The following is a 14,187-nucleotide window of genomic DNA, read 5'->3' on the forward strand; positions in this document are numbered from 1 at the left end:
TCAGGCCTCCATCAGCTGGACGAAACGGTCGAACAGATAACGCGCGTCATGCGGCCCGGCGGCCGCCTCCGGGTGGTACTGCACCGAGAACGCCTTGAGGTTGCCCTCCGAGTCGTCCAGTGCCAGTCCCTCGACTACGTCGTCGTTCAGGTTGACGTGGCTCACCCGCGCCAGGCCGTACGGGGTCTGCGTGGTCCCCTGCAGCGGCGCGTCGACGGCGAAGCCGTGGTTGTGCGCGGTCACCTCGACCTTGTCGGTGGACAGGTCCTTGACCGGCTGGTTGATGCCGCGGTGGCCGTACTTCAGCTTGTAGGTGCCGAAGCCCAGCGCACGGCCGAACAGTTGGTTGCCGAAGCAGATGCCGAAGAACGGCGTGCCGCCCGCGAGCACCTGCCGAAGCAGCGCCACCTGCGCGTCGGCGGTGGCCGGGTCGCCCGGCCCGTTGGAGAAGAACACCCCGTCGGGCCGGATCGCCATCAGCTCCTCGTAGCTCGCGTCGGCCGGGAAGACGGTGGTCTCGACGCCGCGCTCGGCGAGCCGGTGCGGGGTCATCGACTTGATGCCAAGGTCGACGGCCGCGACGGTGTACTTCTTCTCCCCGATCGCTGGCACGACGTACGTACGCTCGGTGGTGACGTCCTCGACCAGGTTCTGCCCGGCCATCGAGGGCTGGGCGCGCACGCGCTCGAGCAGCGCCTGCGGGTCGGTCTCTGTGGTGGAGATACCGATCCGCATGGCGCCGAGCTCGCGCAGGTGGCGGGTCAGGGCACGGGTGTCGACACCGGAGATGCCGATGATGCCCTGCTCGCGCATGGCATCCTCCAGACTGCGGCGGGAGCGCCAGTTGGAGGGGATCCGGGACAGCTCGCGGACGACGTAACCGTTCACCCAGATCCGGGAGGACTCGTCGTCCTCGTCGTTCCAGCCGGTATTGCCGATGTGGGGGGTGGTCGCGACGACGATCTGGTTGCGGTACGACGGGTCGGTCAGCGTCTCCTGGTAGCCGGTCATGCCGGTGGAGAACACCGCCTCACCGAAGGTCTCACCTTCGGCCCCGAAGGAGTGGCCGACAACGTGTCGACCGTCCTCCAGTACGAGCAGTGCGCGATGACGGGCAACGGGCATGGGAGAACGGTCCTTCCGTTTATCAGTCGATGACGACGTTGTTCAGGACACCACTGACGAATGTCGGGGATTCGTCGGTCGAGAGCTCCTCGACCAGGGCAATGGCTTCGGTGATGGCGACCCCGACGGGCAGGCCCAGGTAGGCCATCTCGGTCACGGCGATCCGGCAGGCCGTACGGTCCACGCGGGGCATCCGGTCCAGCGACCAGTCCTTCGCCAGGGCCGCGCTGATCCGGGCGTCGACGTCCTCGGCGTGGGCGTCGAAGGCGCGGACAATCTCGCCGGTGTACTCGCGGACGGGGGGCTCGGCGGCGTCCGTACGCTCAGCGAGCGTGACCAGCACCGACCGCCCGCGCAGCTCGGCCTCGAAGAGGATGTCGAGCGCGCGCTTGCGTGCCTTGTGCCGGGTGGACGAGGGGTGACGGGGCGCGGCGGTCACAGACGGCCGAGGTAGTCACCGGTGCGCGTGTCGACCTTGACGCGGTCGCCCACGTTCAGGAACAGCGGCACCTGGATCTGGCGGCCGGTCTGGAGGGTGGCGGGCTTGGTGCCGCCGGTGGAGCGGTCACCCTGCAGGCCGGGCTCGGTGTAGGTGATCTCCATCTCCACCGAGGCGGGCAGCTCGATGTACAGCGGGATGCCCTCGTGGATCGCGACGTTGGCGGTGTTCTCCTCCAGGAGGAAGTCCTTCGCGTCGCCGACGGTCTCGGGGCGCAGCTCGAACTGCTCGAAGCTGGTCACGTCCATGAAGACGTAGTTCTCGCCGTCGTTGTAGAGGTACTGCATGTCCCGACGGTCAACGGTGGCGGTGTCGACCTTCGTGTCGGAGTTGAACGTCTTGTCGACGATCTTGCCGGACATGATGTTCTTGATCTTGGTGCGGACGACGGTGTTGCCCTTGCCCGGCTTGTGGTGCTGGAACCACAGGACCTGCCAGAGCTGGCCGTCCAGATCGAGGATCATGCCGTTCTTGATGTCATTCGTGGAAGCCACGCTTCTCCGCCTTTCGCCACCGATCGCGGACCACCCGGCCGGGCGGGCCGTCGAGTGAGTCTAGTCTGTCAGCCCGCGTTCACCCAATCCGTCCCGTTGCCGCGTTCCGCGGCCGCGTCGGTGGCCTGGTTCAGGCGGCAGCGCGCGCCGCGGGGTGGGCCCGGCCGACGTGCGGGCCCAGGTCCGGCACCGGGCGACCCGGTCCTCGAAGCCGCCCTCGGGGCGGTGCCGCCAGCGCTCCCCGAACAACTCCCGCTCTCCGTCCCCGGTGGTGGCGACGAGGGTCCGGCCCTGCCTGCCCGGGACGACCTGCACGTCCTCGACCGCCGTCCACTCCACCGTCCGGCCACCCGGATGGCGGAAGCCCTCGTCGTCGAGGACGACCATGCTCGCCCGGACCAGCTCCATCCCGAGCAGCACGGCGGCCAGGGCCAGGCCGACACCCGCCCAGCGCCACCCGCCGGCGCCGAGGGCGATCCAGGCCAGGGCGAGCAGGAAAAGGGCCACCGCCGGCAGCGCCTGGAGCGCCACCCGCGGGGCGTACGACACGTAACGCTCCTCGGACATGCGCTCAGCATGCCACTCCCGTGGGCGTCGGTAGCGTGGGACCATGACCGACCACCTCGTCCCCCGGATGCGTTCCTTCGGGACCACGATCTTCGCCTCGATGAGCGCACTGGCGGCCGAGCGGGGCGCCATCAACCTCGGCCAGGGCTTCCCCGACACCGACGGCCCGCCCGAGGTGCTGGAGGCCGCGGTCCGGGCGATCCGGTCCGGGCACAACCAGTACCCGCCGGGGCGCGGGATCGCCCCCCTGCGGCAGGCGATCGCGACCCACCAGCAGCACCACTACGGCCTGGCGTACGACCCGGACACGCAGGTGCTGGTCACCGCAGGGGCGACCGAGGCCCTCACCGCTGCGATCCTGGCGCTGTGCGACCTCGGCGACGAGGTGGTGGTGCTCGAGCCGACGTACGACTCCTACACCGCGGCGATCGTGATGGCCCGGGCGGTGCCGCGTCCGGTCCGGCTGCGCCATCCCTCGGACACCGAGTCGGCGTACCGCCTGGACGAGGACGACCTGCGGGCGGTGCTGACCGAGCGCACCCGGCTGGTGGTGGTCAATACTCCGCACAATCCGACCGGGCACGTCCTCACCGATGCGGAGCTGGACATCGTCGCGCGAGTCGCGGTGGAGCACGACCTGCTGGTGCTCACCGACGAGGTGTACGAGCACCTGCTCTTCGATGGGCGCACGCACCGGCCGCTGGCGACCTGGCCGGGCATGTTCGAGCGGACCGTGCAGGTCTCCTCGGCCGGCAAGACGTTCTCCACCACCGGCTGGAAGATCGGCTGGGTCTGCTCCACCCCCGAGCTGGTCACCGCGGTGACCACTACCAAGCAGTTCCTGACGTACGTGTCCGGTGGCCCGTTCCAGTGGGCCGTCGCCGAGGGCCTGGCGCTGCCGGACGAGCGGTTCGCGCAACTGGGTGCCCGGATGCAGGCCCAGCGCGACCTGCTGGTGCCGGGCCTGGTCTCCGCCGGGATGGCGGTCCACCCCAGCGAGGGCACCTACTTCGTCACCGCCGACATCGCCCCGCTGGGCTACCACGACGCGGTCGACTTCTGCTGGCGACTGCCGGACCTGTGCGGGGTGGTGGCCGTGCCCAGCTCGGTGTTCTACGCCGACCCGGCCGGGGTCGGGTCGCTGGTCCGGTTCGCGTTCTGCAAGCGACCGGAGGTGCTCACCGAGGCCGCGGAGCGGCTGGCCGGGCTCAGCGACAGGTAGCCGCGTACGCCTCGGCCAGCAGGTCCTCGTCGACTGCCTCGGCGATGGTCGGTTCGGCCAGCCCGCGCAGCACGACCAGTCGCAGGGTGGTGCCGCGGTTCTTCTTGTCCAGCGCCATGGTGGCGCGCAGCTCGGGCCAGGCGTCGGCGTCGTAGCGGGTGGGCAGGCCGACGGCCTCCAGGAGGGTACGGTGCCGGTCCGCCAGGGCGTCGTCGACCAGTCCGAGCCGGCGGGCGACCTCGGCGACGAACACCATCCCGACGCTGATCGCCTCCCCGTGGCGCCACTGGAAGTGCTCGCGCTTCTCGATCGCGTGGGCCAGGGTGTGGCCGTAGTTGAGCTGTTCGCGCCCGATCGCGCCGGCGGTGCTGGTCCGCTCGCGCAGGTCGTCGGAGACCACCCGCGCCTTGACCGCGATGCCGCGCCGGATCACCTCGGTCTGGCGCTCCCCGGCCGGGACCAGCGCATCCGCGACGTCGGCCTCGACCAGGTCCAGGATCCGCGGGTCGGAGATGAAGCCGCACTTGACCACCTCTGCCATCCCGGAGCGCAGCTCGCGCTGGTCGAGGGTGCGCAGCAGGTCGGTGTCGCACAGGACGCCGATCGGCTCGTGGAAGGCGCCGACGAGGTTCTTGCCGGCCGGGATGTTGATCCCGGTCTTGCCGCCGACTGCCGCGTCCACCATGCCCAGCACCGTCGAGGGCACGGTGACGAACCGGATCCCGCGCAGCCAGGAGGCGGCGACGAAGCCGGCCAGGTCGGTCGTCGCTCCGCCGCCGAGCCCGACCACCAGGTCCGAGCGGGTGAAGCCGGCCTCGGCGAGCCGGTCCCAGCACGCGGCCAGGACCTGGACGGTCTTGGCCTGCTCGCCGTCGGGAAGCTCGACCAGGGCGGTCTCGGCGGAGAGCGCGGCGCTGATCCGGCGGGCGACGTCGGCCAGCGCGGCGGGGTGCAGCACGGCGACCCGCCGGGTGTCACCGACCAGGGCGGGCAGCTCGGCGAGGGTGCCAGGACCGACGAGGACCGAGTAGGGGTGCTCGGCGTGCACGTCGATCGCCTCGGGCATCGCGGGCTCCTGCAGCGTCGGGTGGACCAGGTCGATGACGGCGTCGGCGACCTGGTCGGGGGTGAGCTCGTCGGTGGCGACCCGGTGGGTGGCCAGCGCCGCGTACGTGGGGAGCCGGGCCTCCAGCAGCTTGCGCATCTGGCCGCGGACGTTGCCCAGCAGCAGCGGGCGGGCGACGTTGAGGCCGACCCGGTCGGCGGCGTGGCCGGCGGCCACCTCCAGCCAGACCACGGTGTGGCCGGCCAGTGCCTCCTGGATCGCCGGGGTCATCGGGGCCCCGCCGCCCAGGCCGATCACCGCGGCCCGGTCGAGCAGGTCGAGGGTGACCACCCGCTCCAGCTCGCGGAAGGCGGGCTCGCCGTCGTACGCGAAGATGTCGCGGACGGTCCTGCCCTCGCGGGCCTCGATCACCTCGTCGGCGTCGATGAAGTCGCAGCCGAGGCGTTCGGCGAGCAGCCGGCCGACCGTCGACTTGCCGGCGCCGGGGGCACCGATCAGGATCAGCGGGGCGGTCAGGTGCCGGGTCCCGGACAGGGGTGTCGTGGCGGTCATTCCTGGATCGCCAGCCCGCGAGCGGCCACGTCGGCCAGGTAGGACTCGTAGTTCCGGCGGGTCTCGCCGACGGAGTCGCCACCGAACTTCTCCAGGCAGGCCTGGGCCAGCACCAGGGCGACCATCGCCTCGGCGACCACACCGGCGGCGGGCACCGCACAGACATCGGAACGCTGGTGGTGGGCCACCGCGGGCCCACCGGTGGAGGTGTCGATGGTCCGCAGGGCCCGTGGGACGGTGGCGATCGGCTTCATCGCCGCCCGGACCCGGAGCAGTTCGCCGGTGGAGATACCGCCCTCGGTGCCGCCGGCGTGCTGGGTCAGCCGGTGGATGCCGTCCTCCCCCGGCACGATCTCGTCGTGCGCCCGGGAGCCGCGCACCCGCGCCAACTCGAAGCCGTCGCCGACCTCGACGCCCTTGATGGCCTGGATCCCCATCAGCGCCTCGGCCAGGCGGGCATCGAGCCGCCGGTCCCAGTGCACGTGTGAGCCCAATCCGGCGGGCACGCCCCAGGCGAGGACCTCGACAACGCCCCCGAGGGTGTCACCGGCCTCGTGGCAGGCGTCGATCTCGGCCACCATCGCGGCACTGGCGTCGGGGTCGGCGCAGCGTACCGGGTCGGCGTCGATCCGGGGCAGGTCGTCGCTCGTCGGGTAGAGCCCGACCGGCGTCGTGACGGCGCCCAGGCCGACCACGTGCGAGAGGATCCGGATGCCGTAGGCCTGTTCGAGGAAGTTCGTGGCGACCCGTCCCAGGGCCACCCGGGCCGCGGTCTCGCGCGCGGAGGCACGCTCCAGCAGCGGGCGTGCCTCGTCCCAGTCGTACTTCTGCATGCCGGCCAGGTCGACGTGGCCGGGGCGGGGCCGGGTCAGCTTCGCGCCGCGGGCCTGGTCGGCGAGGACCTCCGGGTCGACCGGGTCGGGCGACATCACGGTCTCCCACTTCGGCCACTCCGTGTTGCCGACCTGGATCGCGACCGGGGACCCGAGGGTCTCCCCGTGCCGGACACCGGCGATCATCGTGACCTGGTCGGCCTCGAACTTCATCCGGGCACCGCGGCCGTAGCCCAGTCGGCGCCGGGCCAGGGACTCGGCGATCTCCTCCGAGGTCACCCGGATGTGGGAGGGCAGTCCCTCGAGCACGGCAACCAGGGCCTGGCCGTGGGATTCTCCGGCAGTCAACCAACGCAGCATAGGGGTCACTCTCTCATTGGTCCCGGCGGGCGGCGAGGGCCGCCCGCCCTGCAGACAACAGCACTGTCACGTCCAGGTCCGATCCGGTGAACAGCTTCACCTGGCCGACGGCCTGGTGGGCCAGCAGGTCCACGCCGTCAAGGACCACGGCCCCCGCGGCCTGGGCCGCCGCACCGAGCGTGGTCGGCCACGGGTCGTAGATGACGTCGAACAGGACCGGTGACACCGCCGCGATCCGGGCGGCGTCCTCCGGCGCGAACTCGGTCGGGGCGGTGGCGATCGTCACGTCGTGGTGGGCGGTGGGCACAGTGCCCCACTCGATCACCAGCAGCCGGATGCCGAAGTGGGTGGCCACCGGGTCCAGGCTGGCGTGCGCGCGCTCCGCCGACCGGGCCATCACCGTCACGGTCCCGACCCCCAGCGGTGCCAGGGCCGCCAGCGAGGACCGGGCGGTTGCCCCGGCGCCGACCAGCAGCGCGCGCCGGGCCCCGGCGACCCCGGCGCCGACCAGGGCGGCGGTCATCCCGGTGACATCGGTGTTCTCCACCCGGTGCCGCCCCTGCTCGTGGTCGAACAGCAGGGTGTTCCCTGCGCCGACCAGGGCGGCCGTCACGCTGGGCGTACCCAGGTCGAGCACCACGCGCTTGAGCGGCATGGTCAGGCTGAGCCCGACCCACTCCGGGCCACAGCCGGCGACGAAGCCGGCCAGCTGCCCCTCCTCGACCCGGTGCGCGTCGTACGTCCAGTCAGCCAGCCCGAGAGCCTCGTACGCCGCCCGGTGCAGCACCGGGGAGAGCGAGTGCTCGATCGGGGAGCCCAGCACGGCGCAGTGGCGAGCGGCCATCAGCACAGGCCCTTGGCCTTGTTGGCCTGGCACCAGGACTGGAACTCGGCGACGTACTTGTTGTGCTCCTCGAACGTGGTGGCGAACTTGGTCTCGCCGGTCTCCATGTTGACCGCCACGAAGTAGAGCCAGCTGCCCGCGGCCGGGTGCGCCGCGGCGTCCAGGGCGGCCTTGCCCGGCGCTCCGATCGGGCCCGGCGGCAGGCCGGCGTGCAGGTAGGTGTTGTAGGGGCTGTCCTTGACCCGCTCCTGGTCTGTCGTGGTCACCTTGCCGTCCAGCCCGTTGACATACTTCACGGTGGTGTCCAGCTGCAGCGGCATGCCCTTGTCCAGCCGGTTGTAGACCACCCGGGCGACCTTGGCCCGGTCGCCCTCGTTGAAGACCTCGGCCTCCACGATCGAGGCGACGGTGACCACGTCGGCGGGGTTGCGACCCATACTCGCAGCGGCCTGCTCCAGCCCGACCTGGGCGGCGACGGTCTTGTACTGGTCGACCATGGTGCGCAGGATCTGCTCGGCGGAGGTCTTGTCACCGAACTGGTAGGTGTCCGGGAACAGGTATCCCTCCAGGCCCTTGGCGTACGAGGGGAGGCCCAGGGTGCTCGGGTCCTTGGCGAGGGCGGCGAACTGCGCACGCGGGATTCCGCTCTGCTCGGCGATGGCGTCGAGTTGCTTCTGCAGCGTCAGGCCCTCGCGCAGGGTGATCTGCTCAGCCACCTTGGAGGCCGGGTCGAGCAGTGCCGCCAGCGCCTCCTTGGCTGACAGGTGGGTCGCCAGCCGGTAGTCACCGGCCTGGATGGCGGTGGCCCGCTCGTCGGACCGCGCCACCCGGACGAACGCCTTCTGCGACTCGACCACCCTGGCGTCGGCGAGGATGCCGGCCATGTCGGTCAGGGTCGCCCCGCTGGGGATCGTCACGGTGACCGGCTCCTGCGCGGTGCCGGCCGAGTAGTCGCTGGCCAGCAGGGCGCCGCCCAGCCGGTCCACCGCGAACCAGCCGCCGCCGACCAGCACGAGGACGGCGACGACGACGGCGACGATGCTCTTGGTCCTGCTGCCGCGGCGCCTGCGCGGGGGCTGCTCTTCCTCGAAGAAGTGGCTCATCTGGGGTCTTCCTGGTCGGTCGGCTCCACGAGCTCCCCGGCGGGTGCGCCGGTGGAGCGTTCCACGGAGAGCGCGTGCTCGAGGATGGCCACCGCGGCGGCCTGGTCGATCACGGCGCGCTGGTTGCGGGTGTTGCGCCCCGCGGCCTGTAGGCCACGGGCGGCGGCTGCTGTGGTCATGCGCTCGTCGACGAGTCGCAGGTCGGTGCCGGGGTCGAGGCGGCGACGCAGCGTGGCGGCACGCTGGCGCATCTTCTGCGCCGCCGGGCCCTCCTTGCCCTTCAGTGTCCGGGGCAGTCCCAGGACGACCTCGAGGATCGGCCCGTACTCCTCGGCGATGTCAAGGATCTCCGCGATGGCAGCACCCTCGTCGCCGCGCACCTGCACGGTCCGGATCGGGTACGCCAGCATGGCGGCCCGGTCACAGGCCGCCACGCCGATGCGGGCATCTCCCCAGTCGACACCGAGGCGGACCCCGGGGCGCAGACTCATCGGCCGGCGTCCACCTTGGTCACTGCCTCCCGGACCGCGGCGAGCGCCTCCGGCACGCGGGTGGCGTCGGTGCCGCCGCCCTGGGCCAGGTCCGGCTTGCCGCCGCCCTTGCCACCCAGTTCGGTGCAGGCCACCCGGATCAGGTCGCCGGCCGACAGGCCGAGGTCGCGGGCGGCCGCCGTTGTCGCCACGACGACCGCGGGCTTGTCGCTGCCACCGACCAGCGCCACCACGCCGGCGCGCTCGCCGAGGCGGGCCCTGATCTCCATCGCCAGGGTCCGCAGGTCGGCGGCCGCCACACCCGGCGCGGACTCCGCGACCAGAGTGGTGGCGCCGATCTGGGCGGCCTTGTCGACCAGGGCGCCGACGTTGCCGAGCAGTTCCTTGGTGCGGTAGGCCGCCAGCTCCTTCTCGGCCGCCTTCAGCTGCTCGGACATCCGGGCGACGCGGTCGGCCAGCTGGTCGGGCTGGGTCTTCAATGCCTCGGCGAGTCCCAGCACCAGCTGGCGCTCGGCCGCGAAGTGGTCGAACGCCTGCGGTCCGACGAGGAACTCCACGCGGCGCACGCCCGAACCGATCGAGGACTCCCCGGACATCGAGACCAGCCCGACCTGCGAGGTGTGCGAGACGTGGGTCCCGCCGCACAGCTCGAGCGACCATGGGCCGCCCATCTCGATCACGCGGACCCGCTCGGGGTACTTCTCGCCGAACATCGCCATCGCACCGGCGGCCTTGGCGTCGGTCAGGCTCATCATCGAGGTGCTGACCTCGAGGTCGTCGTTGATCGCCTCCATGGTGCGACCCTCGACGGCCTGCTGCAGGTCCTTCGACAGCGCCTGGTTGGCGTTGAAGTCGAAGCGCAGGTAGCCCGGCTTGTTGTAGGAGCCCGCCTGGACGGCCGTGGGACCGACCAGCTCGCGCAGCGCGGCGTGCACCAGGTGGGTGGCCGAGTGGGCCTGCCGGGCGCCGAAGCGGTAGTCGGAGTCCACGTACGCGTCGACGCGCTGGCGCAGCGCCAGCTCACCCTCGCCCACCCGGACGGTGTGCACCACCAGGCCGGCAACCGGCCGCTGGACGTCGAGGACCTCGGCGTGCAGGCCGCTGCCGCTGATGATGCCGCGATCGGCATCCTGGCCGCCGGACTCGGCGTAGAACGGGGTCTCGTCGAGCACCAGCTCGAGGACGTCCCCGGCCTTCGCTGTCGTCACCGGCCGGCCGTCGAGCAGCATGCCGCGCACCTTGGTCTGGCCGGCCAGCTCGCTGTAGCCGGTGAACGGGGTCTCCCCCGCCGCCCGCAGCTCGCGGTAGGCCTCGGTGTTCACCAGGCCACCCTTCTTCGCGCGAGCATCGGCCTTCGCCCGCTCGCGCTGCTCCTGCATCAGCGTGCCGAAGGCCTTGCGGTCGACCTGCAGGCCCTGCTCCTCGGCCATCTCCAGGGTCAGGTCGATCGGGAAGCCGTACGTGTCGTGCAACTGGAACGCAGCCGCCCCGGACAGCGAGTCCTCACCGGCCTCCTTGGCCTTCTTCACCGCGACGTCGAAGATCTGGGTGCCCGACGTCAGGGTGCGGCGGAAGGCCGCTTCCTCGGCGTAGCCGACCTCACTGATCCGCTTCCAGTTGCTGACCACCTCGGGCCACGACTCGCTCATCAGGTTGCGGCTGATCGGCAGCAGCTCGGGCAGCACCTCGTCATGGACGCCCAACAGGCGCATCGCTCGGATGGCGCGGCGCAGCAGCCGGCGCAGGACGTAGCCGCGGGCCTCGTTGCCGGGGGCCACACCGTCGGACATCAGCATCAGGCTGGACCTGATGTGGTCCCCGACGACGCGCAGCCGCACGTCGTCCTCGTGGTCGGCACCGTAGGTCTTGCCGGCCAACTCCGCGGCGCGGGCGATCACCGGCCAGACCTCGTCGATCTCGTACATGTTGTTCTTGCCCTGCAACAGCAGCGCGATGCGTTCGAGCCCGGCACCGGTGTCGATGTTCTTCTTGGGCAGGTCGCCCGCGACGTCGAAGTCGGTCTTGGAGCGGACCGCGGACAGGTCCTGGGTCTGGAAGACCAGGTTCCAGATCTCCAGGAAGCGGTCCTCGTCGGCCTCGGGGCCCCCCTCGGGTCCGAACTCCGGGCCACGGTCGATGTAGATCTCCGAGCACGGGCCGCCGGGCCCGGGCACACCCATGTTCCAGTAGTTGTCCTTCAGGCCACGGCGCTGGATGTGCTCGGCGGGCACCCCGCAGGCACGCCACATCTCGAAGGCCTCGTCGTCATCGGTCAGCACCGTGGTCCAGATCTTCTCCGGATCGAACCCGAAGCCGCCCTCGGCCTGCGGGGTGGTGACCAGCTCCCACGCGTACTCGATCGCGCCCTGCTTGAAGTAGTCGCCGAAGGAGAAGTTGCCCAGCATCTGGAAGAACGTGCCGTGGCGGGTCGTCTTGCCGACCTCCTCGATGTCGAGGGTCCGGACGCACTTCTGCGAGCTCACGGCACGGTTGAACGGCGCCACCTCGTCACCGACGAAGTAGGGCTTGAACGGCACCATGCCTGCGTTCACGAAGAGCAGCGTCGGGTCGTTGTAGACCAGCGGCGCCGAGGGCACCAGCGTGTGCCCCCGGTTCTCGAAGAATTCGAGGTACGTCCGCCGAATGTCGGCAGTCTTCATTCGTCGCCCTCCTCAGGCATGTTCAGCGTGTCGCGGATCTCCGCCTCACGCTCGGCGGCTGCCCGCCGTACGTCATCGATGAACTCGGACACCCGCTCCAGGGCAGGCGTGTCCTTGCTGATAGCAATCATGCGTCGGCCCGCAACCACGGCCACCGCCGCGACGGTCGCCCCGACCAGGAACCACAGCGCATTGCGCCCGGTCTGCCGCATCAGCGCACCCCGTGCTTGCGGCGCTTGACCATCGCCGAGCGGATGCCGTACGAGAAGGCAGCGGTCTTGACCAGCGGGCCGCCGACGGTGGCGCTGAACAGGGTGGCGAGCTCGGCCGCGCTGCGCGCGACGGTGGAGGCGTTCGCGGTCACCCGGGAGGCGTCCTCGGTGATCAGGCCGACCTTCTCGATCTCGGAGTTCGCAGCGGTCACGGTGCCGCGCAGCTCGGACATGATCGGGACCAGCGAATGCCCGAAGTCACGCACCACGAGGCGGACCTCCTCCAGGACCCGGGCGAGCTTGAGCAGGGGCCGGGCGAGGAATCCGACCAGGAGCAGCGCCGCCAGGGCTGCGATCAGGCCGGCAATGGCACCGACGGTCATCTGCTTACCTCCATGTCGTGCAAGGGCGCACGGTTGGGATTTTCGACAGTGCCGACCCTACAGCCCGGGTCCGACAACTCCTGCACGCAGCCAATAGAGTGGGCGCATGGTGAGCTCCAGCTGGACCGAGGCCTTCCCCGGGTGGGAGCAGGGCTCCTACCACCACCACGAGGGCGCCTATCGCCGGCGCCCGGACGGGCTGAGCATCCGTGTGCTGCAGTACGAACCGCCGGTGCCCTGCCCGGAGGGCCTCGGCGCCTGGCCCGCCGACCGCTCCTGGCTGGTGTCGTTCTGGCGGCTGCACGCGTCGGAGAGCTTCCACGTGGTGGGTCCGGATGCCGAGGAGCTGCACGAGGTGCTGGCGCTGGAGAACGTCTCGGTGGCCACCCTGCTGGTCGAGCTGAACAAGCGCAGCGGACTGCTGGCGTGGGCCGCGGACGCGCCCGGGTTCGAGTGGACCGGACAGCTGGAGGGCGGGGCGACACCGCCGGAGCGCGCCCCGGCCGACTGGTTGCACGCCTTCCTGTCGAACGGCTGGTCGCGTCAGTCGGTGGACGGACGGGATGTGGCCGAGCGCCGGCTGGGTCCCTTGGTCGTCCGGGTCGGGGTCGATCCGGAGAGCGCGGTGGCCGAGTACACCCCGCAGTGCTGGTTCATGGAGTTCGCCGAGGTGGAGCAGCGGCCCTGGCACCGTGCGTTCGGGGGTGAGGAGCGGATCACCGCCGCGGGTGAGCTCTACTTCACCCCGTGGCGGGACACCTCGATGGTGCTGGACCACCTCGCGGGGCTGCGCCCGGGCACCGACGTCGACGCGATCCGGTCCTGGCTGCAGTCCTCCACCGACGCGGCGGTGGAGTTCGTGGCCCCGGCGACGGCCTAGCCCGAGGGCCGGTCCCGCTTGCCGAGCAGGTCCTCCAACACCTCGAGCCGGTCGGCCATCGCCGCCTCGGCGCCGTTGCGGGTCGGTTCGTAGTAGCGGGCCCCGAGCAGGTCGTCGGGCAGGTACTGCTGGCGCGCCACGGCATGTGGCTCGTCGTGGGCGTAGACGTATCCCCTGCCGTGCCCCAACGACTGTGCCCCCGCGTAGTGGGCGTCGCGCAGGTGCGCCGGGACGCTCCCGCCCTTGCCGGCCCGTACGTCCGCGATGGCGGCCGCGATGCCGAGATAGGCGGCGTTGGACTTCGGCGCCATCGCACACGCGACAGTGGCGTGCGCCAGGGTCAGGCGGGCCTCCGGCATGCCGATCAATTGGACTGCCTGGGCGGCGGCGACGCAGGTCTGCAGCACCGAGGTCTGGGCCATCCCGATGTCCTCGCTGGCGGAGATCACCAGCCGGCGGGCGATGAAGCGGGGGTCCTCCCCCGCCTCCAGCATCCGGGCCAGGTAGTGCAGGGAGGCCTGGACGTCGGACCCGCGGATCGACTTGATGAAGGCGCTGGTCACGTCGTAGTGCTGGTCGCCGCCCTTGTCGTACCGGACTGCGGCACGGTCGACGGCCTGCTCGAGGGCAGCCAGGTCGATCCGAGTGCCGCCCCGGGCCGCCGTTCCGGCCGCGGCCTCCTCCAGGTAGGTCAGTGACCGGCGCGCGTCACCGCCGGACATCCGCAGCAATGCTTCGCGGGCATCATCGGCAAGCTCGAACAGGCCGCCGTCCGGGGTCCGCAGTCCCCTCTCGTCGTCAAGTGCCCGGTCGAGCAGCTGGCCGACGCCCTCCTCGGTGAGCGGGCGCAGGGTCAGCAGCAGCGAACGGGACAGCAGGGGCGAGATCACCGAGAA

At 71.2% G+C, this 14,187-nt stretch carries 15 protein-coding genes and 1 pseudogene; 2 read left to right on the top strand and 14 right to left on the bottom strand.

What is annotated here, in order from left to right; translation table 11 throughout:
* The 4 genes from carA to GA0111570_RS13885 are packed head-to-tail and all read right to left on the bottom strand — an operon-like array spanning position 1 to position 2,685.
* On the bottom strand, positions 1-1,125 hold the full coding sequence (carA, locus tag GA0111570_RS13870) for a glutamine-hydrolyzing carbamoyl-phosphate synthase small subunit (protein WP_092612513.1): 1,125 nt from the start codon (positions 1,123-1,125) through the stop codon (positions 1-3).
* Between the two features lie 22 nt (positions 1,126-1,147).
* Positions 1,148-1,564, bottom strand: coding sequence for a transcription antitermination factor NusB (nusB, locus tag GA0111570_RS13875; RefSeq protein ID WP_092612516.1), 417 nt, complete (start codon positions 1,562-1,564; stop codon positions 1,148-1,150).
* The gene (gene efp, locus GA0111570_RS13880; RefSeq protein WP_092612519.1) at positions 1,561-2,118 is read right to left on the bottom strand and encodes an elongation factor P; all 558 of its coding nucleotides are present in this window, start codon (positions 2,116-2,118) and stop codon (positions 1,561-1,563) included. The genes nusB and efp overlap by 4 nt, the downstream gene beginning before the upstream one ends.
* Before the next feature lie 60 nt (positions 2,119-2,178).
* Positions 2,179-2,685 carry a hypothetical protein gene (locus tag GA0111570_RS13885; RefSeq protein ID WP_139283258.1) on the bottom strand — a complete coding sequence of 169 codons (507 nt, stop codon included), beginning with the start codon at positions 2,683-2,685 and terminating at the stop codon, positions 2,179-2,181.
* A 43-nt stretch (positions 2,686-2,728) separates the two neighbouring features.
* Between GA0111570_RS13885 and GA0111570_RS13890 the strand changes: the two genes are divergently transcribed.
* Positions 2,729-3,907 carry a pyridoxal phosphate-dependent aminotransferase gene (locus tag GA0111570_RS13890; RefSeq protein WP_092612525.1) on the top strand — a complete coding sequence of 393 codons (1,179 nt, stop codon included), beginning with the start codon at positions 2,729-2,731 and terminating at the stop codon, positions 3,905-3,907.
* On the opposite strand, the gene aroB is transcribed toward GA0111570_RS13890, so the two are convergent.
* From aroB to GA0111570_RS13930, 9 genes and pseudogenes are all read right to left on the bottom strand, one after another.
* A complete protein-coding gene (gene aroB, locus GA0111570_RS13895) occupies positions 3,894-4,973 on the bottom strand; it encodes a 3-dehydroquinate synthase (RefSeq protein WP_217634182.1) in 1,080 nt (359 codons plus the stop codon). The two genes, GA0111570_RS13890 and aroB, sit on opposite strands and share 14 nt — an antisense overlap.
* 33 nt (positions 4,974-5,006) lie before the next feature.
* Positions 5,007-5,525, bottom strand: a pseudogene (locus GA0111570_RS17875) (shikimate kinase); the annotation flags it as partial.
* Entirely contained in the window at positions 5,522-6,718 is a 1,197-nt protein-coding gene (gene aroC / locus GA0111570_RS13900) for a chorismate synthase (protein ID WP_092612528.1), read from the bottom strand. The pseudogene GA0111570_RS17875 and the gene aroC, both read right to left, overlap by 4 nt.
* A gap of 13 nt (positions 6,719-6,731) precedes the next feature.
* Complete coding sequence (locus tag GA0111570_RS13905; RefSeq protein WP_092612584.1) at positions 6,732-7,562, bottom strand: shikimate dehydrogenase; 831 nt, start codon at positions 7,560-7,562, stop codon at positions 6,732-6,734.
* Positions 7,562-8,665, bottom strand: coding sequence for an endolytic transglycosylase MltG (gene mltG / locus GA0111570_RS13910; protein WP_092612531.1), 1,104 nt, complete (start codon positions 8,663-8,665; stop codon positions 7,562-7,564). Before mltG ends, GA0111570_RS13905 begins: the two co-directional genes overlap by 1 nt.
* On the bottom strand, positions 8,662-9,156 hold the full coding sequence (gene ruvX / locus GA0111570_RS13915; protein ID WP_092612533.1) for a Holliday junction resolvase RuvX: 495 nt from the start codon (positions 9,154-9,156) through the stop codon (positions 8,662-8,664). The genes mltG and ruvX overlap by 4 nt, the downstream gene beginning before the upstream one ends.
* On the bottom strand, positions 9,153-11,816 hold the full coding sequence (gene alaS / locus GA0111570_RS13920; protein ID WP_092612536.1) for an alanine--tRNA ligase: 2,664 nt from the start codon (positions 11,814-11,816) through the stop codon (positions 9,153-9,155). Before alaS ends, ruvX begins: the two co-directional genes overlap by 4 nt.
* Positions 11,813-12,028, bottom strand: a complete 216-nt coding sequence (locus tag GA0111570_RS13925; RefSeq protein WP_092612539.1) for a hypothetical protein — start codon at positions 12,026-12,028, stop codon at positions 11,813-11,815. The genes alaS and GA0111570_RS13925 overlap by 4 nt, the downstream gene beginning before the upstream one ends.
* A complete protein-coding gene (locus GA0111570_RS13930) occupies positions 12,028-12,411 on the bottom strand; it encodes a DUF948 domain-containing protein (protein WP_092612542.1) in 384 nt (127 codons plus the stop codon). Before GA0111570_RS13930 ends, GA0111570_RS13925 begins: the two co-directional genes overlap by 1 nt.
* A 106-nt stretch (positions 12,412-12,517) precedes the next feature.
* Between GA0111570_RS13930 and GA0111570_RS13935 the strand changes: the two genes are divergently transcribed.
* The gene (locus GA0111570_RS13935) at positions 12,518-13,291 is read left to right on the top strand and encodes a hypothetical protein (protein WP_092612545.1); all 774 of its coding nucleotides are present in this window, start codon (positions 12,518-12,520) and stop codon (positions 13,289-13,291) included.
* Here GA0111570_RS13935 and GA0111570_RS13940 read toward each other — a convergent pair.
* On the bottom strand, positions 13,288-14,187 hold a 900-nt coding region (locus tag GA0111570_RS13940), incomplete at its 5' end, for an AAA family ATPase (RefSeq protein ID WP_483880032.1). The two genes, GA0111570_RS13935 and GA0111570_RS13940, sit on opposite strands and share 4 nt — an antisense overlap.

The sequence above is a fragment of the Raineyella antarctica genome, from assembly GCF_900092135.1.
Lineage (GTDB): Bacteria > Actinomycetota > Actinomycetes > Propionibacteriales > Propionibacteriaceae > Raineyella > Raineyella antarctica.